The following is a 21,747-nucleotide window of genomic DNA, read 5'->3' on the forward strand; positions in this document are numbered from 1 at the left end:
GGGAGATGACATGCATCAGCGAGGTTTCAGCCTGATCGAACTGCTCATGGGACTGACAATTGCCGGGATTGTTCTGCTGTTGGTCAGTCCGGCGTTCGCATCACTGACAGAATCGAATCATCGTGAGGAGGCGGCGAAGTCTCTTGCCAGTGGTATTCGCAGTGCCAGAAGCGAAGCACTCGCGCGTAATCAGACCGTCGTCATTCATGGCATCAACGACGACTGGGGTCAGGGCTGGCGAATCATTCTGGATATCAGCGGCAAAGGGCCGGAGGACAGCAGCAATCCGCTGCTTGTTGAACACGCGAGTAGCGCCAGGGTGCCCGTTGTCGGCAATTGGCCGGTCAAGCGATACGTACGTTTCAGCCGTATCGGCGAACCACAGATGCCTGGGCGGGCCTTTCAAGCGGGGACGCTGCACATTTGCGCAGCCCGCGAACCGGTCAGCCAGCTCCAGGTGGTGCTGGCCGCGACCGGTCGCGTCAGCCTGCGCAGCGATAAGGCTGAGCAGGCGCTGTGTCCGGGAGGGAAAACAGTTAAAGCAGGGAGCGCACGCGCAACTCTTTAGGCATGGAGAACGTGATGTTCTCCTCGCGACCGGCCAATTCATCGGCACCGGTGGCACCCCAGGCCTGCAACTGCTGGATCACGCCACGCACCAGCACTTCCGGAGCAGAGGCGCCAGCGGTGATGCCGATACGCTCGACACCGTCGAACCAGCTCTTTTGCAGGTCTTCGGCGCCGTCGATCAGGTAAGCCGGGGTGGCCATGCGTTCGGCGAGTTCACGCAAGCGATTGGAGTTGGAACTGTTCGGGCTGCCGACCACCAGTACCACGTCACATTCGTCGGCCAGTTGCTTCACGGCGTCCTGACGGTTTTGTGTGGCGTAGCAGATGTCGTCCTTGCGCGGACCACCGATCGCCGGGAAACGTGCACGCAGGGCGTCGATCACGCGGCTGGTGTCGTCCATGGACAAGGTGGTCTGAGTCACGAACGCCAGTTTTTCGGGGTTGACCACCTGCAACGAGGCGACGTCTTTCTCGTCTTCAACCAGATAGATCGCACCACCATTGCTGCCGTCGTACTGGCCCATGGTGCCTTCGACTTCCGGGTGACCGGCGTGGCCAATGAGGATGCATTCACGACCGTCGCGGCTGTAGCGCGCGACTTCAATGTGCACCTTGGTCACCAGCGGGCAGGTCGCGTCGAACACTTTCAGGCCACGGCCAGCGGCTTCGGTGCGCACAGCCTGGGAAACGCCGTGGGCACTGAAGATCACGATGACGTCGTCTGGCACCTGATCCAGTTCTTCGACGAAGATCGCCCCGCGAGCACGCAGGTCTTCGACGACGAATTTGTTGTGGACCACTTCGTGGCGCACATAGATCGGCGGCCCGAAGACTTCCAGGGCGCGGTTGACGATTTCGATCGCCCGGTCCACACCGGCGCAGAAGCCACGGGGGTTGGCGAGTTTGATTTGCATGCTGTGCCTCGTGTCTTGCGCGCAAGAAGTTAGAACATTACATCCCTGTAGGAGCGAAGCTTGCTCGCGAAGGCGGTATCTCATTCGACATCAACGTTGAATGTGATGACGCCTTCGCGAGCAAGCTTCGCTCCTACAAGTTAAAGACCCACGACGTTGATGATCTCGACGTCAAAGGTCAATGTCTTGCCGGCCAGCGGGTGGTTGAAGTCGATGGTCACTTGCTCGTCATCGAATTCCTTCACAACGCCTGGCAGCTCAGTATTGGCCGCATCGTTGAAGATCACCAGCAAGCCCGGAGACAGTTCCATGTCCTTGAACTGCGAGCGCGGAATGATCTGTACGTTCTGCGGGTTCGGCTGACCGAACGCGTTTTCCGGTTGAATCGTCAGCGTGCGCTTGTCGCCCGCCTTGAAGCCGAACAGCGCTGCTTCGAAACCTGGCAACAGGTTGCCGTCGCCTACCTTGAAGGTCGCCGGGGCTTTGTCGAAGGTGCTGTCGACGGTGTCGCCGTTCTCCAGGCGCAGTGCAAAGTGCAAGGTGACTTCCGTGTTCTGGCGGATGCGTTGCTCAGCCAATACCTGTTCAGTCATGAACGGCTTCTCCAGTCTTTTTACTTTTGAACATATCCAGCGCAAGCATCACGGCACCGACAGTAATTGCGCTGTCAGCAAAGTTGAACGCCGGGAAATACCAGCGGTTCTGCCAATGCACAAGAATGAAATCGATCACATGGCCATAGGCAATGCGGTCATACAGATTGCCCAGCGCGCCGCCGAGCACCAGGGCCAGCGCAACGGCCAGCCAGGTTTCATTGCGCCCCAGGCGCTTGAGCCAGACCACCAGCACGGCACTGACCACCACAGCGATCAGGGCAAACAACCAGCGCTGCCAGCCAGAGCTGTCGGCCAGGAAACTGAACGCCGCGCCGGTGTTGTAGGCCAGTGTCCAGCTGAACAGGTCGGGGATCACCACGATCTGCTGGTACATCTCGAGCTTGTCTTCGAAGTAGAACTTGCTGGCCTGGTCGATGACCAGGACCAGCAAGCTCAACCAGAGCCAGCTCAGCCGTCCGAAACGGCCAGCAGCGTTAGGCATAGTGACGAACCTCGCCTGCGCCGCTGATGTTGTCGACGCAACGACCGCAGATTTCCGGATGCTCCGGGTTCACGCCGACGTCTTCACGGCAATGCCAGCAACGGGCGCACTTGGCGAAAGCCGACTTGACGATTTTCAACTTCAGGCCGCTGACTTCGGTCACTACCGCGTCCGCTGGTGCCTGAACAAAAGGCGCAACGCTGGCAGTCGAGGTGATCAGAACGAAGCGCAATTCGTTGCTCAGCTTGGCCAGGTCGGCGCTCAGCGCGTCTTCGGCGAACAGCGTCACTTCGGCTTGCAGGTTGCCACCGACGGCCTTGGCCGCGCGCTGGATTTCCATTTCCTTGTTCACAGCGACCTTCACCGCCATGATCCGCTCCCAGTAGGCGCGGCCCAGTTCGACGTTTTCCGGCAGTTCGGTCAGGCCTTCGTACCAGGTGTTGAGCATCACCGATTCGTTACGCTCGCCTGGCAGGTATTCCCAAAGTTCATCGGCGGTGAACGCGAGGATCGGCGCGATCCAGCGCACCAGTGCCTCGGAGATGTGGTACAGCGCGGTTTGCGCCGAGCGGCGGGCCTTGCTGTTGGCGCCAGTGGTGTACTGACGGTCCTTGATGATGTCGAGGTAAAAACCGCCCAACTCCTGCACACAGAAGTTGTGGATCTTGGAGTAGACGTTCCAGAAGCGGTATTCACCGTAGTGCTCTTGCAACTCGCGTTGCAGCAGCAGGGTGCGGTCCACGGCCCAACGGTCCAGCGCGAGCATTTCTTCGGCCGGCAGGATGTCGGTGGCCGGGTTGAACCCGGTCAGGTTGGAGAGCAGGAAGCGCGCGGTGTTACGGATACGCCGGTAGGCGTCCGCACTGCGTTGCAGGATCTGCTCGGAAACCGCCATTTCACCCGAGTAGTCGGTGGAAGCCACCCACAGACGCATGATGTCGGCGCCCAGGGTGTCGTTGACTTTTTGCGGCGCGATCACGTTGCCCAATGACTTGGACATCTTGCGACCGGACTCGTCGACGGTGAAGCCGTGAGTCAGCAGCTCGCGGTACGGCGCGTGATTGTCGATGGCGCAACCGGTCAGCAGCGACGAGTGGAACCAGCCACGGTGTTGGTCCGAGCCTTCCAGATACAAGTCTGCACGCGGGCCGGTCTCGTGGCCCATCGCGTGCGAACCGCGCAGTACATGCCAGTGCGTGGTACCCGAATCGAACCAGACGTCGAGGGTGTCGCTGATCTTGTCGTACAGCGGCGCTTCGTCGCCCAGCAGCTCGGCAGCGTCCATCTTGAACCAGGCTTCGATGCCTTCGACTTCAACGCGCTTGGCGACTTCTTCCATCAGCTCGGCTGTACGTGGGTGCAGCTCGCCGCTTTCCTTGTTCAGGAAGAACGGGATCGGCACGCCCCAGTTGCGCTGACGGGAGATGCACCAGTCCGGACGGTTGGCGATCATCGAGTGCAGGCGCGCCTGGCCCCAGGCCGGGACGAACTGAGTCTCTTCAATGGCTTTAAGCGCGCGTTTACGCAGGGTGTCACCGTTGACAGGCTCTTTGTCCATGCCGATGAACCACTGCGCGGTGGCGCGGTAGATCAGCGGGGTCTTGTGGCGCCAGCAGTGCATGTAGCTGTGTTCGATGATGGTGGTGTGCAGCAGCGCACCGACCTCGGTCAGCTTGTCGACGATGGCCGGGTTGGCCTTCCAGATGAACTGGCCGCCGAAGAACTCCAGCGACGTCACATAAACGCCGTTGCTCTGTACCGGATTGAGGATGTCGTCGTTGACCATGCCGTATTTCTTGCAGGTCACGAAGTCGTCCACGCCGTAGGCCGGAGCGGAGTGAACCACGCCGGTGCCAGCGCCCAGTTCAACGTAATCGGCCAGGTAAACCGGCGACAGGCGATCGTAGAACGGGTGACGGAAGTTGATCAGCTCCAGCTCTTTACCGGTGGTGGTCGCGATGACCGAGCCTTCCAGGCTGTAACGGGCCAGGCACGACTCGACCAGCTCTTCAGCCAGCACCAGCAGTTTGTCGCCGACGTCGACCAGGGCGTAGTTGAATTCCGGGTGAACGTTCAGCGCCTGGTTGGCCGGGATGGTCCACGGGGTGGTGGTCCAGATCACGATCGAAGCAGGTTTGCCCAGCGACGGCAGACCGAAAGCGGCAGCCAGTTTGGCTTCGTCGGCAATCGGGAAGGCCACGTCGATGGTCGAGGATTTTTTGTTCTCGTACTCGACTTCCGCTTCAGCCAGGGCCGAACCGCAGTCGAAGCACCAGTTCACAGGCTTCAGGCCCTTGAACACGAAACCGCCTTTGACGATTTCGGCGAGTGCACGGATTTCACCGGCCTCGTTCTTGAAGTCCATGGTCTTGTACGGGTTGGCGAAGTCGCCCAACACGCCCAGACGGATGAATTCGGATTTCTGACCTTCGATCTGCTCGGTGGCGTAGGCACGGCACAGTTCGCGGGTTTTGTCCGCGCCCAGGTTTTTGCCGTGGGTCACTTCGACTTTGTGCTCGATCGGCAGACCGTGGCAGTCCCAGCCCGGGACATAAGGCGCGTCGAAACCCGACAGGGTTTTCGAGCGGATGATCATGTCCTTGAGAATCTTGTTCAGCGCATGACCGATGTGAATCGTGCCGTTGGCGTACGGAGGACCGTCGTGAAGTACGAACTTCGGACGATCCTTGCCAATCTCGCGCAACTTACCGTACAGGCCAATGCTGTCCCAGCGCTGCAGAATCTGCGGTTCGCGCTGAGGCAGGCCGGCCTTCATTGGGAAGGCGGTGTCCGGAAGGTTTAGCGTGGCTTTATAGTCGGTCATTTAAGGCTCTTCATTAGCGATTGGCGCTAGGTGCGACAGGGCACGGGCGGCGGCAACATCCGCATTGATCGCCGTCTTAAGCGCCTCCAGAGAGGCGAAACGCTGCTCTTCACGCAGCTTGTGGTGGAAAACCACCGTCAAACGCCGGTCATACAGATCGCCGGCAAAATCTAAAAGGTGTACTTCGAGGTGGGCTTTGCCATCCCCTTGGACCGTGGGCCGCACGCCAATGTTGGCGACGCCGGGCCAGGTCTTGCCGTCGATGTCGACGTCGACCAGGTAAACCCCGGTCAGCGGCACGCGGCGACGCTTGAGTTGAATGTTGGCGGTTGGCGTACCCAGTTGACGCGCCAGCTTCTGGCCATGCAGGACCCGCCCGGTGATCTGGAACGGACGACCGAGCAACCGCTCGGCCAAGGCAAAATCGGCAGCGGCCAAGGCATTGCGGACCTGGGTGCTGCTGACACGAATGCCGTCCAGCTCGACGGTTTGCGCCGCTTCAACGGTGAAGCCCTGAACGATGCCGGCCTGTTGCAGGAAATCGAAATCCCCGACCCGATCACAGCCGAACCGGAAGTCGTCACCGACCTCCAGGTGCTGGACGCCGAGGCCGTCGACCAGAATGGTATCGACGAACTCACTGGCGCTGAGCTTGCTCAGACGCTGGTTAAAGGCCAGGCACAGGACCCGGTCGACACCTTCGTCGGCCAGCAGCTGCAGTTTGTCCCGCAGCCGGGCCAGACGGGCCGGGGCCGTGTCCGGGGCGAAGAATTCTCGCGGCTGCGGCTCGAAAATCACCACGCAGCTGGGCACGCCCAACTCGATAGCGCGCTCACGCAGCCTCGCCAGGATAGCCTGGTGGCCACGGTGAACACCGTCAAAGTTGCCAATAGTGGCGACACAGCCCCGATGCTGGGGGCGCAGGTTGTGGAGGCCTCGAACCAGCTGCATAACGCGCTTCTTGCTCATAAAGTGGTCGATTATAACCACACCCGGCGGCCGACGACAGGCAACACCGTAACCCAAAGTAATCGAGCCGACAAAACCGTCGGTTCGCCCATGTTTATCGAGGCCCAAGCCTCAGCTCAACGCCTTGCGATTGAAGTCGCGCAAACGAAAGCCCATCAACAGCAGCATGCCGAAATAACTGACCACGCCGGCACCGACCAACGCGCCCAGACGCAGGAATCGCTCCAGCATATGCCCTTGATCCCAGGCCGGCATGAAGTGCATGCCGACCAGCAGCACAGCAGACATCACCAGCACCGCAATCACAAGCTTCAGGCCGAATTTGGCCCAGCCCGGTTGCGGCTGATACATCTGCTGCTTGCGCAGCTGATAGAACAATAGCCCGGCGTTGATGCAGGCACCGACGCTGATGGCCAGGGCCAGACCGGCGTGAGCCAGCGGACCGATCAGCACCAGGTTGAACAACTGGGTAACGATCAGGGTGAAAATCGCGATTTTTACCGGCGTGCGAATGTTTTGTTGCGCATAAAAGCCCGGCGCCAGCACTTTGATCACGATAATCCCGAGCAACCCGACCGAATAGGCGATCAGCGCCCGTTGGGTCATGGAGGCGTCAAACGCACTGAATTGACCGTACTGGAACAGCGAAACCGTCAGCGGCTCGGCCAGGATTCCCAGCGCCAGCGAACACGGCAGCACCAGCATGAAGCACAGGCGCAGCCCCCAATCGAGGATGCGCGAGTACTCCTGGCGATCCTTGCTGGCGTAGGTCTTGGCCAGCGTCGGCAACAGAATCGTGCCCAATGCCACGCCCAGAACGCCAGATGGCAACTCCATCAGGCGGTCGGCGTAATACATCCAAGACACGGAGCCGGCGACCAGGAACGAGGCGAAAATGGTGTTGATGATCAGCGAAATCTGGCTTACAGACACGCCGAGAATCGCTGGCAACATCTGCTTCAGGACCCGCCAGACGCCGCTGTCACGCAGATTCAGGCGTGGCAGCACCAGCATGCCGATCTTTTTCAGGTGCGGCAGCTGATAGAGCAACTGCGCCAGGCCACCCACCAGTACTGCCCAGCCCAAGGCCATGACGGGAGGATCGAAGTACGGTGTCAGGAACACCGAAAAGATAATCATGCTGACGTTGAGCAAGGTCGGCACGAAGGCCGGCACCGAAAAGCGGTTGTACGTATTGAGGATCGCACCGGCCAATGAAGACAGGGAGATCAGCAATATATAAGGAAAAGTCACCCGCAACAGATTGGAGGTCAGCTCGAATTTTTCCGGGGTGTCGGTGAAACCCGGCGCTGTCGCCCAGATCACCCACGGCGCAGCGAGCATGCCCAGCGCGGTGACCAGGGCCAGCACCAGCGTCAGCAGGCCGGAAACGTAAGCAATGAAAGTTCGCGTCGCCTCCTCGCCCTTCTGGCTTTTATATTCGGCAAGAATCGGCACGAATGCCTGGGAAAAAGCCCCTTCGGCGAAGATTCGTCGCAACAGATTGGGCAGTTTGAAGGCGATAAAGAAGGCGTCAGTCGCCATCCCGGCGCCAAATGTGCGCGCGATAAGAGTGTCACGGACGAACCCCAGAACCCGGGAAAGCATCGTGATAGAGCTGACGGCGGCCAACGATTTGAGCAGATTCATTGAAAGAGTTTGTGCCTGTCGATAAACAGCAGGCGAACAAAGCGCCTACTTATGCGATACTCCGCGCCGCAGCAGCACAGAGCCAAAGCTCGCGAGTTTACAGGTCAAGCGCCGGAAATAAATATCCCGCCTCTTTATACCTACCACTTAGCGGAACGTCTCAACCGCCCTTGACAAGACATCAACTCATCGGCATGATTCGCGGCCTATTTTGTTTGCTATTTCCTAAAAAGTCTTTCGAGGAGCTCGACGGTGGCCAACACACCTTCCGCCAAAAAACGTGCAAAACAGGCTGAGAAGCGTCGCAGCCACAACGCCAGCCTGCGTTCCATGGTTCGTACCTACATCAAGAATGTAGTTAAGGCCATCGACGCAAAAGACGCTGAAAAAGCTCAAGCAGCTTACGTTCTGGCTGTGCCAGTTATCGACCGTATGGCCGATAAAGGCATCATCCACAAGAACAAGGCAGCTCGTCATAAGAGCCGCCTGAACGGTCACGTCAAGGCTCTGAACCTTGCTGTTGCCGCATAAGCGATAAGCTTGTTAAAAAACCGACCCCCGGGTCGGTTTTTTATTGCCTGCGATTTAACAAACGCGCGCAAAAAAAGGTAGGAGTGGGCCTGCTCGCGATAGCGGCTTAACATTCAACAGTGATGTCGACTGTTAGACCGCTATCGCGAGCAGGCTCACTCCTACAATTTGGATCTTCGTTAGCTTATTGGGCGTGTGTCCACGGCAAAATCGGAATTGCCGTTACCGCATTCTGCGGACTGCCTTCGATCAAGCGATCGCTGTAGACCAGGTACACCAGCGTGTTGCGCTTCTTGTCGAGGAAGCGCACCACTTGCATGGTCTTGAACACCAGCGAGGTGCGCTCCTTGAACACCTCCTCGCCATCCTTCAGCTCACCCTTGAAGTTGATCGGCCCCACCTGGCGGCACGCAATGGACGCCTCGGCACGATCCTCCGCCAGCCCCAACCCGCCCTTCACGCCACCAGTCTTGGCGCGAGACAGATAGCAGGTCACGCCTTCAACCTTCGGATCATCAAACGCCTCGACGACGATTCGGTCGTTCGGGCCGACGAATTTAAACACCGTCGACACCTGCCCAATTTCCTCGGCCGAGGCCAGCAGCGGCATTGCCAACAGCAGACCCAACAATCCTTTTGCTACACGCATTCAAATATTCCTTCAGACCAGAATCAGGTTATCGCGGTGGACCAGTTCCGGCTCCGCCATGTAACCCAACAGACCGACTATCGCCTCGGACGATTGACCGATGATTTTTTGTGCTTCCAGCGCGCTGTAGTTGGCCAGGCCACGGGCGATCTCACGACCGTCCGGCGCGACGCACACCACCATCTCGCCACGACGGAAACTGCCCTGGACCAGTTTGACGCCGACCGGCAGCAAACTTTTGTTACCCTGGGACAGCGCCGTCACTGCGCCCGCGTCCAGCACCAACGTGCCACGGGTTTGCAGATGACCAGCCAGCCATTGCTTGCGCGCTGCCAGCATGCCGCGCTCAGGCGACAACAGGGTGCCGATGCGCTCGCCAGCCTTCAGACGATCCAGCACGCGCTCAATGCGCCCGCCGACGATGATGGTGTGCGCACCGGAGCGCGCCGCCAGACGCGCAGCACGCAATTTGGTCTGCATACCGCCACGACCCAACGCACCACCGGTACCGCCAGCGACTGCGTCCAGCGCCGGATCATCGGCGCGCGCCTCGTAAATCAGCTGAGCGTCAGGGTTGTTGCGCGGATCGGCGTCGAACATGCCGTCGCGATCGGTGAGGATCACCAGCAAGTCAGCCTCGACCAGGTTGGCCACCAGCGCTGCCAAGGTGTCGTTGTCGCCGAAACGGATCTCGTCGGTGACCACGGTGTCGTTTTCGTTGATCACCGGGATCACTTTCAGTTCGACCAGCGCACGCAAGGTGCTGCGGGCGTTCAGGTAGCGCTTGCGGTCAGACAAGTCATCGTGAGTCAGGAGAATCTGCGCAGTATGCCGGCCATGCTCGGCAAAGCTCGACTCCCAGGCCTGCACCAGGCCCATTTGACCGATGGCAGCGGCGGCCTGCAGCTCGTGCATCGCACTGGGTCGTACAGTCCAGCCCAAACGGCTCATCCCCGCCGCTACCGCCCCGGAGGACACCAGCACCAGTTCGACGCCAGCTTCATGCAAAGCCACCATCTGCTCGACCCAGACACCCATTGCCGTGCGATCCAGCCCCTTGCCGTCCGCCGTCAGCAAAGCGCTGCCGATCTTCACGACCCAACGCTGCGCACCTGTCACCTTGCTCCGCATCATCTTCAACCTTAGCTTGAGGACAGCGCGACCCAGCGCTGCCCGTGACGTTAATCGTGGCTATTACTGACCAACGATCGATTTCCAGATACTAAAACGCCGCTCGATTGAGCGGCGTTCAAGTTTATCGCAACGGATCAGTCACGCACGTAAATGATTTCCGGACCGTCTTCATCATCCACATCTTCTTCGTCCCAATCATCGTCGCCGATATCATGGACCGACTTCACGCCGCTGCGACGCAGGGCACGCTGGTCATCCAGGGCCTGCAACTGGGCACGGGCTTCGTCTTCGATGCGCTGATCGAGTTCGGCCAGCTCTTCTTTGTAGGCCGGATCGTTAGCCAGACGGTCAGCACGATCTTCCATGTAACGCATGATGTCGTGACACAGACGCTCGGTGCCCAGCTTGGAGATGGCGGAGATCACGTAAACCGGACCGGTCCATTCCAGGCGATCAACGATTTCCTTGACGCGAGCATCGTGCTCTTCTTCAAGGATCTGGTCGCACTTGTTCAGCACCAGCCAGCGATCACGCTCAGCCAGGGACGGGCTGAACTTGGTCAGCTCGCTGACGATCACTTCAGCGGCATCCGGAGCACTGGCGTCATCCAGCGGCGCCATGTCGACGAGGTGCAGCAGCAAACGGGTACGCGACAAGTGCTTGAGGAAGCGAATCCCCAGGCCCGCGCCATCGGAAGCGCCTTCGATCAGACCCGGAATGTCCGCGACCACGAAGCTCTTCCAGCGATCGACGCTGACCACACCCAGGTTTGGCACCAGCGTGGTGAACGGGTAGTCGGCGACTTTCGGCTTGGCAGCCGAAACAGAGCGAATGAAGGTACTTTTACCGGCGTTCGGCAAGCCCAGCAGGCCGACGTCAGCCAACACTTTCATTTCCAGCTTGAGGTCACGCGCCTCACCCGGCTTACCCGGAGTGGTCTGGCGCGGAGCACGGTTGGTACTGGATTTGAAACGGGTGTTGCCCAGACCATGCCAGCCACCATGAGCCACCAGCAGACGCTGGCCGGCCTTGGTCAGGTCGCCGATCACTTCCTGAGTCGCGGAGTCGATGACGGTGGTGCCAACCGGAACACGCAGCACCAGCTCTTCACCTTTTTTGCCGGTGCAGTCGGTGCTGCCGCCGTTGGAACCGCGCTCGGCATCGAAGTGCCGGGTGTAACGGTAGTCCACCAGGGTGTTGAGGTTTTCGTCGGCGATCATGTAGACCGAGCCGCCATCACCACCGTCACCGCCGTTCGGGCCGCCGTTTTCAATAAATTTCTCGCGACGGAAGCTCATGCAACCGTTGCCGCCGTCACCGGCCTTTACTCGAATCGATACTTCATCAACAAACTTCATAACAAAACGCCTCTCGTCATACGGACGAGCCGAAAAAATCCAGACATAAGACTCTTGCAAAAATGAGCGCAGCGACCTCAATCAACGACCGAAAATCCAGCGCTGGAGCCCATCACAAACAGCTTTGCAAGAGACTCACCCCACAAACGAAAAAGCCCCGTCGCGAGACAGGGCTTTTCCAGCAACTACGTAATTATGCCGCGACGACTTCAGTCTTCGGGACAATGCTCACGTAACGGCGGTTGAAAGCGCCTTTTACTTCGAACTTGATCACGCCGTCGATTTTAGCGAACAGAGTGTGATCTTTACCCATGCCAACACCGTAACCGGCGTGGAATTGGGTGCCGCGCTGACGCACGATGATGTTGCCCGGAATGATAACCTGGCCGCCATACATCTTCACGCCAAGGCGTTTGGCTTCTGAGTCGCGACCGTTACGGGTACTACCACCAGCTTTTTTGTGTGCCATGAGTCAATTCTCCTAGTGAGGAATTAGGCTGAAATTAAGCCTGAATACCGGTGATTTTGATCTCGGTGTACCACTGGCGGTGGCCCATACGCTTCATGTGGTGCTTACGACGACGGAACTTGATGATGCGGACTTTATCGTGACGACCTTGGGAGATCACTTCAGCCACAACGGTAGCGCCGGCAACAACTGGAGCGCCGATGTTCACGTCATCGCCATTGGCGACCAACAGAACGCGATCAAAAGTAACGGATTCGCCGGTAGCGATTTCCAGTTTTTCGATCTTCAGGTATTCACCTGGGGCGACCTTGTATTGCTTGCCACCAGTAACAATTACTGCGTACGACATGGTATTTCTCCGATAATCCTGCTCACCCAGCTCTTTATAAGAAGAGGTATTGGCTGGCATGGCTGCATAAGGCTGGAAGGCCTGTTTGCAATTGCGTAAGGCAGGTGCTGCCCAGGAAGTTCAGGGTGCGCGATTGTACGCAAGCTGCCGGGGCGATGCAAGAGGCCATCCATCGTGCCTTGACACCCGCCGACGTGGGTCCTAGCATGCCGCGCAACCCTTCTGGAGCAACTGTCGCTGATGCAACCCCAAGCTTTCTACCGCGCGGTGGCGGACGATTTTAGCGCCGTCGACGGCATCATCAAGAAGCAGCTGACTTCCCGAGTGCCGCTGGTATCGAAAATCGGCGATTACATTACCTCGGCTGGCGGTAAACGCCTGCGTCCTCTATTAGTGTTGCTGTGTGGCAAGGCTCTGGGTCGCGAAGGCGACGACCTGCGCCTGCTCGCCGCGACCATCGAGTTCCTGCACACCGCCACCCTGCTGCACGACGACGTGGTCGACATGTCCGGCATGCGCCGTGGCCGCTCGACCGCCAACGCCATGTGGGGCAATGCTCCGAGCGTGCTGGTTGGCGACTTCCTGTATTCACGCTCCTTCGAAATGATGGTCGAACTGGGCTCCATGCCGGTGATGAAAATCCTTTCGCAAGCCACGCGCATCATCGCCGAAGGCGAAGTGTTGCAGCTGTCCAAGGTTCGTGACGCCAGCACTACTGAAGAAACCTACATGGAAGTCATCCGCGGTAAAACCGCGATGCTCTTTGAAGCCTCGACCCACAGTGCGGCGGCCCTGTGCGAAGCGACACCGGAACAGGCCGAAGCCCTGCGCACGTTTGGCGATCACCTTGGTGTAGCCTTCCAGTTGGTCGACGACCTGCTGGACTACAAAGGTGACGCGGAAACCCTGGGCAAGAACGTCGGCGACGATCTGGCCGAAGGCAAGCCGACCCTGCCGCTGATCTACACCATGCGCGAAGGAACACCGGAACAGGCGGCACTGGTGCGCAAAGCGATCCAGAAAGGCGGCATCGAAGACCTGGAAAGCATTCGCGAAGCCGTGGAAGCGTCCGGTTCGCTGGATTACACCGCGCAGCTAGCCCGTGATTACGTGGCCCGTGCAATCGAATGCCTCGATGCGCTGCCAGCCAGCGAATATCGTGATGCATTGGTCGAATTGAGTGAGTTTGCGGTAGCCCGCACGCACTAGCCCCGGCCCTGTAGGAGCGAAGCTTGCTCGCGAAGGCGGCGCGTCAGGCGATATCGATGCGGACTGACAAACCGCATTCGCGGGCAAGCCTCGCTCCTACAAAATCACGCGCTGCCCTTTACCCCGTATAAACCCTATATAATGTGCGCTTTTTAGCGATCCTGAATCCAAGGAGCTTTAGTGAGCACGTTGCCACCCTGCCCAAAATGCAATTCCGAATACACCTATGAAGACGGCGCGCAGCTGATCTGCCCTGAGTGCGCCCACGAGTGGTCCGCCAGTGGCGAAGCCGAAGCGGCTTCCGCTGACACCGTGAAAAAGGATTCGGTCGGCAACGTCCTGCAGGACGGCGACACCATCACCGTGATCAAGGACCTGAAGGTCAAAGGCACGTCACTGGTGGTCAAGGTCGGCACCAAGGTCAAGAACATCCGCCTGTGCGATGGCGATCACGACATCGACTGCAAAATCGACGGCATCGGCCCGATGAAGCTCAAATCCGAGTTCGTCAGAAAAGTCTGAATCTGCTGTCTTCCATCCCGCGCCCTGCGTGGGATGGTGCTTCACCTTCCCTCGCTTCGCCCAGCCATCCCTCGCAATAGCCAAACGCCAGTCGTTTTGACCTTACGCAATCTTTACCCGAAAAAAATCACAAACTGCCAATAGGCCCTTGCTATTTGATGAATAAGAATTATTCTCATTGAAACCCATCAATGGAGATGAGACCCATGACTTATTTGATCGATGCCTGGCTGGACCGCCCACACCCGTACCTCAGGATCCTGCATCGGGAAACCGGAGAAGTCTGTGCAGTGCTTGAAGAAGAAGCCTTGAACGAGCTGCAGGATCAGGGTGATCTGGACGTCAACGGCTTGAGTTCCAGCGAGCCGGTGGTGCTCAAGGAACTGGTGCGTAATCTGTTTCTGTTCTGCTATGCCCGGGCGTTGCGCCCGACGAGCGATCTGAACCATAAGATCGAAGTATGAGAAGTACTGAAAAACCCTGTAGGAGCGAAGCTTGCTCGCGAATGCGATTTATCAGTCGACATCAATGCGACTGACACACCGCCTTCGCGGGCAAGCCTCGCTCCTACAGGTTTACGAGGTCATGTGTTACAGAACGTCGAGCAACTCGACGTCGAACACCAGAACGCTGTGCGGCGGAATGCTGCCAACGCCTTGAGCGCCGTAAGCCAGTTCGCTCGGCACGTACAGACGCCATTTGCTGCCGGCATTCATCAGTTGCAGGGCTTCGGTCCAGCCAGCGATCACGCCACCGACCGGGAATTCTGCAGGCTGGCCGCGATCGTAGGAGCTGTCGAACACGGTGCCGTCGATCAGGGTGCCGTGGTAGTGAGTGCGCACTTGATCTTCACGGGTTGGCTTGGCGCCTTCGCCTTGAGTCAGCACTTCGAATTGCAGGCCCGAAGCCAGGGTGGTGATGCCGTCACGCTTGGCGTTTTCAGCCAGGAAGGCCAGGCCTTCGCCAGCGGCCGCTTCAGCTTTTGCAGCGGCTTCGGCTTGCATGATTTCGCGGATGACCTTGAAGCTTGCGGACATTTCTTCCTGACCCACACGGCTAGGCTTACCGGCGAATGCGTCGGTCAGGCCAGCCAGGATCGCGTCCAGGCTAACGCCCGGTGGCGGGTTGTCGCGCAGTTGGTCGCCCAACTGACGGCCAATACCGTAGCTGACGCGGGTTTCGTCGGTGGACAGATTTACTTCGGACATGACACTGCTCCGCTGTGCGGACGGCCCTGGAACTTGCCGTGCGTGCACAGCGCGTCCCGGAGCGCCCGGAACCAAAAGGGCCAGCAGACTAGCACAGATGTCGTTGCGCTGATGAGAGGTGTCAGTGGTGCCAGGCAGAACGGAAGGCAATCGGTACCTTCAGGCTTTCCTCTGCACCGGAGCCCATCCCACACATCTCGTCATGAACGGACGTGTGGACAAGGTTGAATGACAAGGAGGGGAAATCGTGAAGCACTTCGCGCGCGTGCTCGACCGAGCGAAGGTGAAACATTTCCCCGCGGGCATCACTCAAGGGATACGCCGCACCATGCATGCGCGCTTCCAGCAGGTAGATCCCGCCTTCCATGGAGATCAGGTTCAGCTCATCGATTTTCCCAGCGATGGCATAAGCACGCAACTCAACGAAGTTCATGAAGGCACCTCATACGGTGTCGAGCCAAGATACTTACAGGCATATGCCTTGATGCCTCAAAGTACAAGCCACGAACGACACCGCCCGTCTGGTTTGACAGAACCTGTGGCGAGCGAGCTTGCTCGCGCTCGGCTGCGCAGCAGTCGTCAATGCTGCAAGGGAAACCACTGGAGATAAAGCGGGGCCGCTTCGCAGCCCAACGGGAGCAAGCTCCCTCGCCACAGGGAGCGTTCCTGGCAGGATCAGTGCTTGGTGAGTTTGTCCAGATAGCCCATGGCAAACGCCGACACCACAAAGGTCATGTGAATGATCACGTACCACTTCAAATGCTCGGGATCGACGTTCTTGGCGTCCATGAAAACCCGCAGCAGGTGGATCGACGAAATCGCCACGATGGAGGCCGCCACTTTCATCTTCAGCGAAGACGAATCCATGGTACCCAGCCAGTTGAGCTTTTCCTTGCCGTCGTCGATGTCCAGTTGGGAAACGAAGTTCTCGTAACCGGAAATCATCACCATCACCAGCAAACCACCCACCAGCGCCATGTCGATCAGCGACAACAGCACCAGGATCAGGTCCGACTCGGCCATCGAGAATACGTTGGGAATGACGTGGAACACTTCCTGGAAGAATTTCAGCGCCAGCGCCAGTAGCCCGAGGGACAGACCGAAGTAGATCGGCGCCAGCAGCCAGCGGGATGCGTACATTGCATTTTCGATAAAGCGTTCCATTGAATCTCACACGTGGGCTGGAAATGGCGGCGAGTATAACAGCCCCCCGTTACAGCCAGAAACCGTCGGGAAATCCGCCACCTGCGCGTGTGTCACAAAGTTTTTCTGCTAGTGTCCAGACTATTGACAGCTCAGCGACATCGGACAGGAAGACTGGAAATGGATGTGCGATTGCCAATAACGAGTGCCGGCATTTGCCTGGCTCTGCTGCTGAGCGGCTGCTCACCCAGCGATGAGAAGCGCCAGACCAGCCTCGAGGAAAAGACCGCGCAGTTCGAGAAGTCTCTGGACGCGATTCAGGACCCGAAACTCAAGGATGCCGTCGCCGAACTCGGCGGTTCGCTGTTGTTGCTTGAGCGTGCGCAACTCAAGCTCGACAGTAAACCCGTGGAAACCGAATACGGCGAAGACGTTCTTGCCGTGCTCAAGCACTACCCCACGCCACAGGCCCTGGTGGATACCTACATCAATGGTTTGTTCGTGCTGCACAAAGACTCCAGCTCCGACTACCTGACCGATCTGCAACCGGTGTTCCCCTTCAACTTCAACAATCCGGCTGCGTTTCTGTTTCCCCATGGCCTGGAATGGCAATCGGTGACCCTGAGCAACAAACGCGTCATCGCGTTCCAGCCGGAATGGTCGGAAACCGATCCCGGCATTCAGCTGAGCCCGTCGAGTTCCAACCTGACCAACCCGGATGATCTGACGGTGACCTATCCGTTCATCGACGGCCTGGACGTGGACAACAAGAACCAGCCCCAACCCGCAAGCCTACAAGGCAAGGTCGAGGTCATTGCCCCGCGCAAGCTCTACACCTTCGACCTGACGAAAAAAGACGTTGGCCAGACCCGCACCAACGATAACCTCAGCGTCACCCTGCTGAAACTTGGCAACAATTACGCCGAAATCGAATTCAACAACAGCGCGCCGTTGGCCCCGGAAGTCAGCGAAACACCGTTGAATCCGCTGATCGTCCAGGCCAAAGACTCCACTGGGCAATTCCTCTCGCGCTCGGGCTCGATCAATGAAACCGCCGCGCAAATCACCTTCTATCAAAAACAACTGGCGAAATTGCAGCAACAGAAGGCCTGGAGCGAGACGTTCGCAAAACAGATCGAAGAAGAACAGCGCAGCTTCGAGGCGCAGCAGAAGAATCATTACAGCAAAGTGTATTTCAACGGACCGGTCGAAACTGTTGAGGTCAGCGTGCTGGACTTCTCGGCCGCCACGGTGACTCGCAAGGACCTGAACCTGCCGGTGCGCCGCTTCGACTCACACACCACGGAAAAAACCATCCAGCCACTGACCTTGCCGGTGGTGGTGTATGACGATCAGGCCCCGATTTGGCTCAAGGGCGCGACATTGAGCGAGGAACAGCTGAAGAAGGGCATTCTCGTCAGTCAGTCGGTGGATGACCCCAGCGCCGCGCGCATCGAGTTCGATCACCCCAGAAGCTTCAATGATGAACTGCTCGGCACATCGTTCAGTCCTGGCGATAGCCCAGTCACTTTCTTTACAGAGAATGGCAGCGGCAAACGCGATGAGCCGATCGAGCTGCCAACAGAGGCTTACGAGGTCGATCCCCTACGCGGCGTCATTACCTATGACCTGAATCTGTTTCCGGAAACGCCAGCCTATGCGGTGGGCTCCATGCCGCTGTTCCTGGCGACAGTGGCCAAACAAACGCTCGATGCCCATGCGCTACCCAAAGGCCTGGAACTCAAGGGCAATGCGCTGGTGGTGGATTTGAAGCTGTTTCCTGCCCAGGACTGGCGATTTTTCGCCAAGGACGGTTCTGGAAACTATCTGAAAGAAATTCTTTCGGTCACTCACGACGCAAGCGCAGAAGGCCCGGCGTTATTTGCCGTGCATTACTTCTACGGCCAGCCAACACGTCTGGAAAGTTATCAGCGAACCGACCTCACCACGGTGCAATATGGTTTCGAGCTCAAACTGGCCAAGGCTGATCTGACCCACCTTGATCAATAGCCGGTTCAGTGCTCGGGCCGAAACTCAGCCACCGAGGTTGCGGCAACGGCCGCCGTTGATTTCCCGCAGTTGGGCTTGCAGGTGCAGGCACCAGATCTGTGGGTCATCGGCCAGCTCGTAGCCATGCAGAGTCAAGCTTTCAACAATCGTGTCGAGGATGGATTCAGCCACGAAAGGACCATGGAACGGGCCCTGCGCCTTAATGGCGGAAGGTTGTTCGCCGGCCATTCCGGCGGCAAAGAGTAAGGTCCACATGCCCGTATCCCCCGCCAATGGGCGGATGGCACACTCGATACGGGTCACAAGGCCCAAACATTGACGGGTGAGGCAGAGGTTGCGCGACATGGCGGCGACCCTCGGTAGATCCGGTATTCAGCCCCCACGGGAAGGCTGTCTCGATCCAGTGATTACTGTCGATATCCTTGAGCTGAGAATAGAAGAAAAGTCTGACTAGCACGTCAAGTGAGACCAGAAGGCGCCGAATGGTCATTGTGTGAATGTTGACGTCAGAGTGATGGCACTTTTTCAGGGTTCACTTCAAACAAATGTGGGAGCGAGCCTGCTCGCGATAGCGGACTTCCAGCCAACCTATGTGTTGGATGACAGTGCCTCATCGCGAGCAGGCTCACTCCCACAAGGGATTGAGGGTGACCTCAGGTTTGTGTCAGGCCGGCTTGGCTTCGACCAATGCTTCCAGCGCCGCTTCTTTCTCGGCTTCCTTGAGGTCTTCCTCGCTGATCATTTCCGCGATCACCCGCAAGCGTTCCACCACCCGCGCGTTGACGCTACCTTCAGGGAACTGGCCATCGGCATCCGGCGCACCGGCCGGTTCGCCGACCAACAGGCTCAGCGCCTCGTCAGCCTGGCGCACGGCATAGACATGGAACTGCCCCGCCCGCACCGCCGACAACACCTTCTCGTCGAGCATCAGCGTGGCCACGTTGGCCTGCGGAATGATCGCCCCCTGCTCACCCGTCAGCCCGCGGGCCTCGCAGAGTCGGAAGAAGCCTTCGATCTTCTCGTTTACCCCGCCCACTGCCTGCACTTCACCGAACTGGTTGATCGAGCCGGTGATCGCAAAACACTGCTTGAGCGGCGTTTTCGACAGGGCCGAGATCAGCGTACACGCCTCGCCCAGCGACGCACTGTCACCATCGACGTAACCGTAGGATTGCTCCAGGGCGATACTCGCGGAAATCGCCAGCGGGAATTCCTGGGCGTAACGGCTGCCCAGATACCCGGTGAGGATCATCACGCCTTTGGAGTGAATCGGCTGACCGAGGTTGACCTCGCGCTCGATGTCGACGATACCGCTGCCGCCCGGGTAGACCGTGGCGGAAATCCGCGCCGGGACACCGAACGCCGAGTCGCCGACTTCCAGCACGGTCAGCCCGTTGCATTTGCCGACGGCGGCGCCGTCCGTGTCAATCAGGATGATTCCGGCCAGCATGTCATCGAGAATCCGCGCCGAGACGCGCCCGGTGCGGGTGGCCTTGGCCTTGAGCGCACGCTCGATATGCCCGGCATCGGTCATCTCGTCACCCGCCAGGTGGCGGATGAAATCCGCCTCGCTGACCAACTGGAACAGATCACCGATGCGTGCCGACAAACGCCCCTGGTGTTCGGCCAGACGCGCGCTGTAAGTCGCCAGGCGTGCGACGGCATCGGCCGTCAGCGGCGCCATGCCCTCTTCAGAGGTGCGGGTTTTCAGCAACTGGGCGAACTGCTCCAGGCTCTCGTCGACCATCGGGATGTCTTCGTCGAAGTCCACCAGGACGCGGAACATCTCCTGGAAGTCCGGATCGAGGTCTTGCAGCGTGTAATACAGCTGACGCGCACCGATGATGACGACTTTGACCTGCAACGGAATGTGTTGCGGCGTCAGGGTTACCGTGGCCAGACGGCCCAGCTCACCCAGCGGCGATTCCATTTTCAGTTTGCGCGATTGCAGGGCGCGCTTGAGCGCATCCCACACGAACGGCTCGCTGAGCATTTTTTCCGCTTCAAGGATCAGGAAGCCGCCGTTGGCGCGGTGCAGCGCACCGGGGCGCAGCTGCCGATACGTGGTGTAGAGCGCGCCCTGATCGGTGCTGTATTCAATGCGGCCAAACAGGTTTTCGTAAGTCGGGTGCGGCTCGAAGACCACCGGCGCACCACCGCTGGACGAATGCCCCACCACCAGACTCGGGGCGTATTGTTCTTCCAGCAGCTTGCGGGCGATGGCGTCGGTCTTACTGTCGTCCACCAGTTGCTCGACCACGGTCTTGAGCAGGTAGACCTGCATGGCTTGCAGGTAACCGCAAACGGCCGCGTTTTCTGCGTACTTCTCCGACAACGGCGACAGCAACGGCTGCAAGGCCAGGGTGATGGTTTCTTCGTTGAGGTGGCGCAGTTGATTGCTCGACTCGCGCTTCCATTGCGGCAGGCTGGCGAGCTCTTCGTTCAGTCGCTCCTCCAGACCGGAAATATCGTCGTGGAAACGCTCACGATCGGCTTCCGGCAGCTGGGCGAATTCCGCTTCGTCCAGGGCCTTGCCCTCGGCCATCGGCGTGAACGCAATGTTGCTGGCGTCGCGATACAGCGCGACTTCCTTCTCCAGCGCCAGGCGCTCGATCACGTCCAGTGCCTTGTCGTAGCGCTGGTTGAAGGCGCGGTCGATGGCGCTTTTCTTCTGCTGGTAGGACGGGTGTTCGAACACCGCCGGAAAGGTCGCCAACAGGTTGTCGATCAAACCGTTGATGTCACCGATGAAGGCACCGGCCGTGCCCGATGGCAGTTCTAGCGCGCGAGGCTCGCGAGGCTCATCGTAATTATTGACATAGACCCAGTCCGCCGGGGTTTGCAGGCGTTTGGCTTCGGCCTTCAGGTAGCGTTTGACGAACGAAAACCGGCCGGTGCCGGGCTCGCCCATGACAAAGACGTTGTAACCGGGGCGCGGCATGGCCACGCCAAACTGCAACGCTTCAACCGCACGCTCCTGGCCAAGCACACCGCGGAAGGGCTCCAGATCATTGGTGGTAGAGAAGCTGAACTGTTCAGCGGAAAACGGACGGGTCAGCGCTTCAGGCGCTAGACGCAAGCTGGCAGCAACAGGATCAGGCATCGGGCTTCCTTACATCAGGCGGGGCAGATAGCGGCAT

General features: G+C 58.8%; 21 protein-coding genes and 1 pseudogene. 6 read left to right on the forward strand and 16 right to left on the reverse strand.

The genetic code is table 11. The annotated features are described in order from the left end of the window. The first annotated feature begins 10 nt into the window (after positions 1-10). Entirely contained in the window at positions 11-568 is a 558-nt protein-coding gene (locus ACYZTY_RS24165) for a GspH/FimT family pseudopilin (protein WP_461959390.1), read from the forward strand. Here the strand turns inward: ACYZTY_RS24165 and ispH are convergent. The 6 genes from ispH to murJ form a co-directional block, all read right to left on the reverse strand. Continuing rightward, positions 537-1,484 carry a 4-hydroxy-3-methylbut-2-enyl diphosphate reductase gene (gene ispH / locus ACYZTY_RS24170; RefSeq protein WP_461955777.1) on the reverse strand — a complete coding sequence of 316 codons (948 nt, stop codon included), beginning with the start codon at positions 1,482-1,484 and terminating at the stop codon, positions 537-539. The genes ACYZTY_RS24165 and ispH overlap by 32 nt on opposite strands. Before the next feature lie 140 nt (positions 1,485-1,624). Further along, positions 1,625-2,062 carry an FKBP-type peptidyl-prolyl cis-trans isomerase gene (gene fkpB / locus ACYZTY_RS24175; protein ID WP_461959391.1) on the reverse strand — a complete coding sequence of 146 codons (438 nt, stop codon included), beginning with the start codon at positions 2,060-2,062 and terminating at the stop codon, positions 1,625-1,627. Between the two features lie 7 nt (positions 2,063-2,069). Next, entirely contained in the window at positions 2,070-2,582 is a 513-nt protein-coding gene (gene lspA / locus ACYZTY_RS24180) for a signal peptidase II (protein WP_461955778.1), read from the reverse strand. After that, positions 2,575-5,406 carry an isoleucine--tRNA ligase gene (gene ileS, locus ACYZTY_RS24185; RefSeq protein ID WP_461955779.1) on the reverse strand — a complete coding sequence of 944 codons (2,832 nt, stop codon included), beginning with the start codon at positions 5,404-5,406 and terminating at the stop codon, positions 2,575-2,577. The genes lspA and ileS overlap by 8 nt, the downstream gene beginning before the upstream one ends. Continuing rightward, a complete protein-coding gene (gene ribF, locus ACYZTY_RS24190) occupies positions 5,407-6,357 on the reverse strand; it encodes a bifunctional riboflavin kinase/FAD synthetase (RefSeq protein ID WP_461955780.1) in 951 nt (316 codons plus the stop codon). A 129-nt stretch (positions 6,358-6,486) separates the two neighbouring features. Continuing rightward, positions 6,487-8,025, reverse strand: a complete 1,539-nt coding sequence (gene murJ / locus ACYZTY_RS24195) for a murein biosynthesis integral membrane protein MurJ (protein ID WP_461955781.1) — start codon at positions 8,023-8,025, stop codon at positions 6,487-6,489. Between the two features lie 252 nt (positions 8,026-8,277). Between murJ and rpsT the strand changes: the two genes are divergently transcribed. Beyond that, positions 8,278-8,556, forward strand: coding sequence for a 30S ribosomal protein S20 (rpsT, locus tag ACYZTY_RS24200; RefSeq protein WP_008154937.1), 279 nt, complete (start codon positions 8,278-8,280; stop codon positions 8,554-8,556). Positions 8,557-8,740: 184 nt separating this feature from the next. Here the strand turns inward: rpsT and ACYZTY_RS24205 are convergent, their stop codons facing one another. The 5 genes from ACYZTY_RS24205 to rplU all read right to left on the reverse strand — a co-directional run bounded on the left by ACYZTY_RS24205 (position 8,741) and on the right by rplU (position 12,515). Next, positions 8,741-9,205, reverse strand: coding sequence for a CreA family protein (locus ACYZTY_RS24205; protein ID WP_007938427.1), 465 nt, complete (start codon positions 9,203-9,205; stop codon positions 8,741-8,743). A gap of 12 nt (positions 9,206-9,217) precedes the next feature. After that, the gene (gene proB, locus ACYZTY_RS24210) at positions 9,218-10,336 is read right to left on the reverse strand and encodes a glutamate 5-kinase (protein WP_461959392.1); all 1,119 of its coding nucleotides are present in this window, start codon (positions 10,334-10,336) and stop codon (positions 9,218-9,220) included. Positions 10,337-10,473: 137 nt separating this feature from the next. Further along, the gene (gene cgtA / locus ACYZTY_RS24215; protein ID WP_461955782.1) at positions 10,474-11,697 is read right to left on the reverse strand and encodes an Obg family GTPase CgtA; all 1,224 of its coding nucleotides are present in this window, start codon (positions 11,695-11,697) and stop codon (positions 10,474-10,476) included. A gap of 193 nt (positions 11,698-11,890) precedes the next feature. Further along, positions 11,891-12,166, reverse strand: a complete 276-nt coding sequence (gene rpmA / locus ACYZTY_RS24220) for a 50S ribosomal protein L27 (protein ID WP_003215862.1) — start codon at positions 12,164-12,166, stop codon at positions 11,891-11,893. A gap of 34 nt (positions 12,167-12,200) precedes the next feature. Continuing rightward, positions 12,201-12,515: a 50S ribosomal protein L21 gene (gene rplU, locus ACYZTY_RS24225; protein ID WP_003176051.1), complete on the reverse strand. Its 315-nt coding sequence runs from the start codon at positions 12,513-12,515 to the stop codon at positions 12,201-12,203. Positions 12,516-12,755: 240 nt separating this feature from the next. On the opposite strand from rplU, the gene ACYZTY_RS24230 reads away from it, so the two are divergent. From ACYZTY_RS24230 to ACYZTY_RS24240, 3 genes are all read left to right on the forward strand, one after another. After that, entirely contained in the window at positions 12,756-13,724 is a 969-nt protein-coding gene (locus ACYZTY_RS24230; RefSeq protein WP_461955783.1) for a polyprenyl synthetase family protein, read from the forward strand. Between the two features lie 180 nt (positions 13,725-13,904). Next, positions 13,905-14,246: a zinc ribbon domain-containing protein YjdM gene (locus ACYZTY_RS24235; RefSeq protein ID WP_461955784.1), complete on the forward strand. Its 342-nt coding sequence runs from the start codon at positions 13,905-13,907 to the stop codon at positions 14,244-14,246. A gap of 206 nt (positions 14,247-14,452) precedes the next feature. Beyond that, entirely contained in the window at positions 14,453-14,710 is a 258-nt protein-coding gene (locus ACYZTY_RS24240; protein ID WP_084319505.1) for a PA4570 family protein, read from the forward strand. A 126-nt stretch (positions 14,711-14,836) separates the two neighbouring features. On the opposite strand, the gene ACYZTY_RS24245 is transcribed toward ACYZTY_RS24240, so the two are convergent. From ACYZTY_RS24245 to ACYZTY_RS24255, 3 genes are all read right to left on the reverse strand, one after another. Continuing rightward, entirely contained in the window at positions 14,837-15,454 is a 618-nt protein-coding gene (locus ACYZTY_RS24245; RefSeq protein WP_109634978.1) for an FKBP-type peptidyl-prolyl cis-trans isomerase, read from the reverse strand. Positions 15,455-15,575: 121 nt separating this feature from the next. After that, positions 15,576-15,887 (reverse strand): DUF6482 family protein, encoded by a 312-nt coding sequence (locus tag ACYZTY_RS24250; RefSeq protein ID WP_461955785.1) that lies wholly within the window; start codon positions 15,885-15,887, stop codon positions 15,576-15,578. 242 nt (positions 15,888-16,129) lie between these two features. Then, positions 16,130-16,618, reverse strand: coding sequence for a TIGR00645 family protein (locus ACYZTY_RS24255; RefSeq protein ID WP_131061871.1), 489 nt, complete (start codon positions 16,616-16,618; stop codon positions 16,130-16,132). A 159-nt stretch (positions 16,619-16,777) separates the two neighbouring features. Here ACYZTY_RS24255 and ACYZTY_RS24260 point away from each other — a divergent pair, with 159 nt between their 5' ends. Beyond that, on the forward strand, positions 16,778-18,607 hold the full coding sequence (locus ACYZTY_RS24260; protein ID WP_461955786.1) for a hypothetical protein: 1,830 nt from the start codon (positions 16,778-16,780) through the stop codon (positions 18,605-18,607). A 5-nt stretch (positions 18,608-18,612) separates the two neighbouring features. On the opposite strand, the pseudogene ACYZTY_RS24265 reads toward ACYZTY_RS24260, so the two are convergent. Next, positions 18,613-18,952 (reverse strand): annotated as a pseudogene (locus tag ACYZTY_RS24265) (PA4575 family protein). Positions 18,953-19,271: 319 nt separating this feature from the next. After that, a complete protein-coding gene (locus ACYZTY_RS24270) occupies positions 19,272-21,710 on the reverse strand; it encodes a Lon protease family protein (RefSeq protein WP_461955787.1) in 2,439 nt (812 codons plus the stop codon). Positions 21,711-21,747 lie beyond the last annotated feature (37 nt).

Source organism: Pseudomonas sp. LB1P83 (assembly GCF_054897885.1).

Excerpts from the sequence above, each read along its gene's own strand:
- ACYZTY_RS24165 (WP_461959390.1), top strand. The coding sequence starts at position 11 with ATGCATCAGCGAGGTTTCAGCCTGATCGAACTGCTCATGGGACTGACA.
- ispH (WP_461955777.1), bottom strand. The coding sequence starts at position 1,484 with ATGCAAATCAAACTCGCCAACCCCCGTGGCTTCTGCGCCGGTGTGGAC.
- lspA (WP_461955778.1), bottom strand. The coding sequence starts at position 2,582 with ATGCCTAACGCTGCTGGCCGTTTCGGACGGCTGAGCTGGCTCTGGTTG.
- ileS (WP_461955779.1), bottom strand. The coding sequence starts at position 5,406 with ATGACCGACTATAAAGCCACGCTAAACCTTCCGGACACCGCCTTCCCA.
- ribF (WP_461955780.1), bottom strand. The coding sequence starts at position 6,357 with ATGCAGCTGGTTCGAGGCCTCCACAACCTGCGCCCCCAGCATCGGGGC.
- murJ (WP_461955781.1), bottom strand. The coding sequence starts at position 8,025 with ATGAATCTGCTCAAATCGTTGGCCGCCGTCAGCTCTATCACGATGCTT.
- ACYZTY_RS24205 (WP_007938427.1), bottom strand. The coding sequence starts at position 9,205 with ATGCGTGTAGCAAAAGGATTGTTGGGTCTGCTGTTGGCAATGCCGCTG.
- proB (WP_461959392.1), bottom strand. The coding sequence starts at position 10,336 with ATGCGGAGCAAGGTGACAGGTGCGCAGCGTTGGGTCGTGAAGATCGGC.
- cgtA (WP_461955782.1), bottom strand. The coding sequence starts at position 11,697 with ATGAAGTTTGTTGATGAAGTATCGATTCGAGTAAAGGCCGGTGACGGC.
- rpmA (WP_003215862.1), bottom strand. The coding sequence starts at position 12,166 with ATGGCACACAAAAAAGCTGGTGGTAGTACCCGTAACGGTCGCGACTCA.
- rplU (WP_003176051.1), bottom strand. The coding sequence starts at position 12,515 with ATGTCGTACGCAGTAATTGTTACTGGTGGCAAGCAATACAAGGTCGCC.
- ACYZTY_RS24230 (WP_461955783.1), top strand. The coding sequence starts at position 12,756 with ATGCAACCCCAAGCTTTCTACCGCGCGGTGGCGGACGATTTTAGCGCC.
- ACYZTY_RS24240 (WP_084319505.1), top strand. The coding sequence starts at position 14,453 with ATGACTTATTTGATCGATGCCTGGCTGGACCGCCCACACCCGTACCTC.
- ACYZTY_RS24245 (WP_109634978.1), bottom strand. The coding sequence starts at position 15,454 with ATGTCCGAAGTAAATCTGTCCACCGACGAAACCCGCGTCAGCTACGGT.
- ACYZTY_RS24250 (WP_461955785.1), bottom strand. The coding sequence starts at position 15,887 with ATGAACTTCGTTGAGTTGCGTGCTTATGCCATCGCTGGGAAAATCGAT.
- ACYZTY_RS24255 (WP_131061871.1), bottom strand. The coding sequence starts at position 16,618 with ATGGAACGCTTTATCGAAAATGCAATGTACGCATCCCGCTGGCTGCTG.
- ACYZTY_RS24260 (WP_461955786.1), top strand. The coding sequence starts at position 16,778 with ATGGATGTGCGATTGCCAATAACGAGTGCCGGCATTTGCCTGGCTCTG.
- ACYZTY_RS24270 (WP_461955787.1), bottom strand. The coding sequence starts at position 21,710 with ATGCCTGATCCTGTTGCTGCCAGCTTGCGTCTAGCGCCTGAAGCGCTG.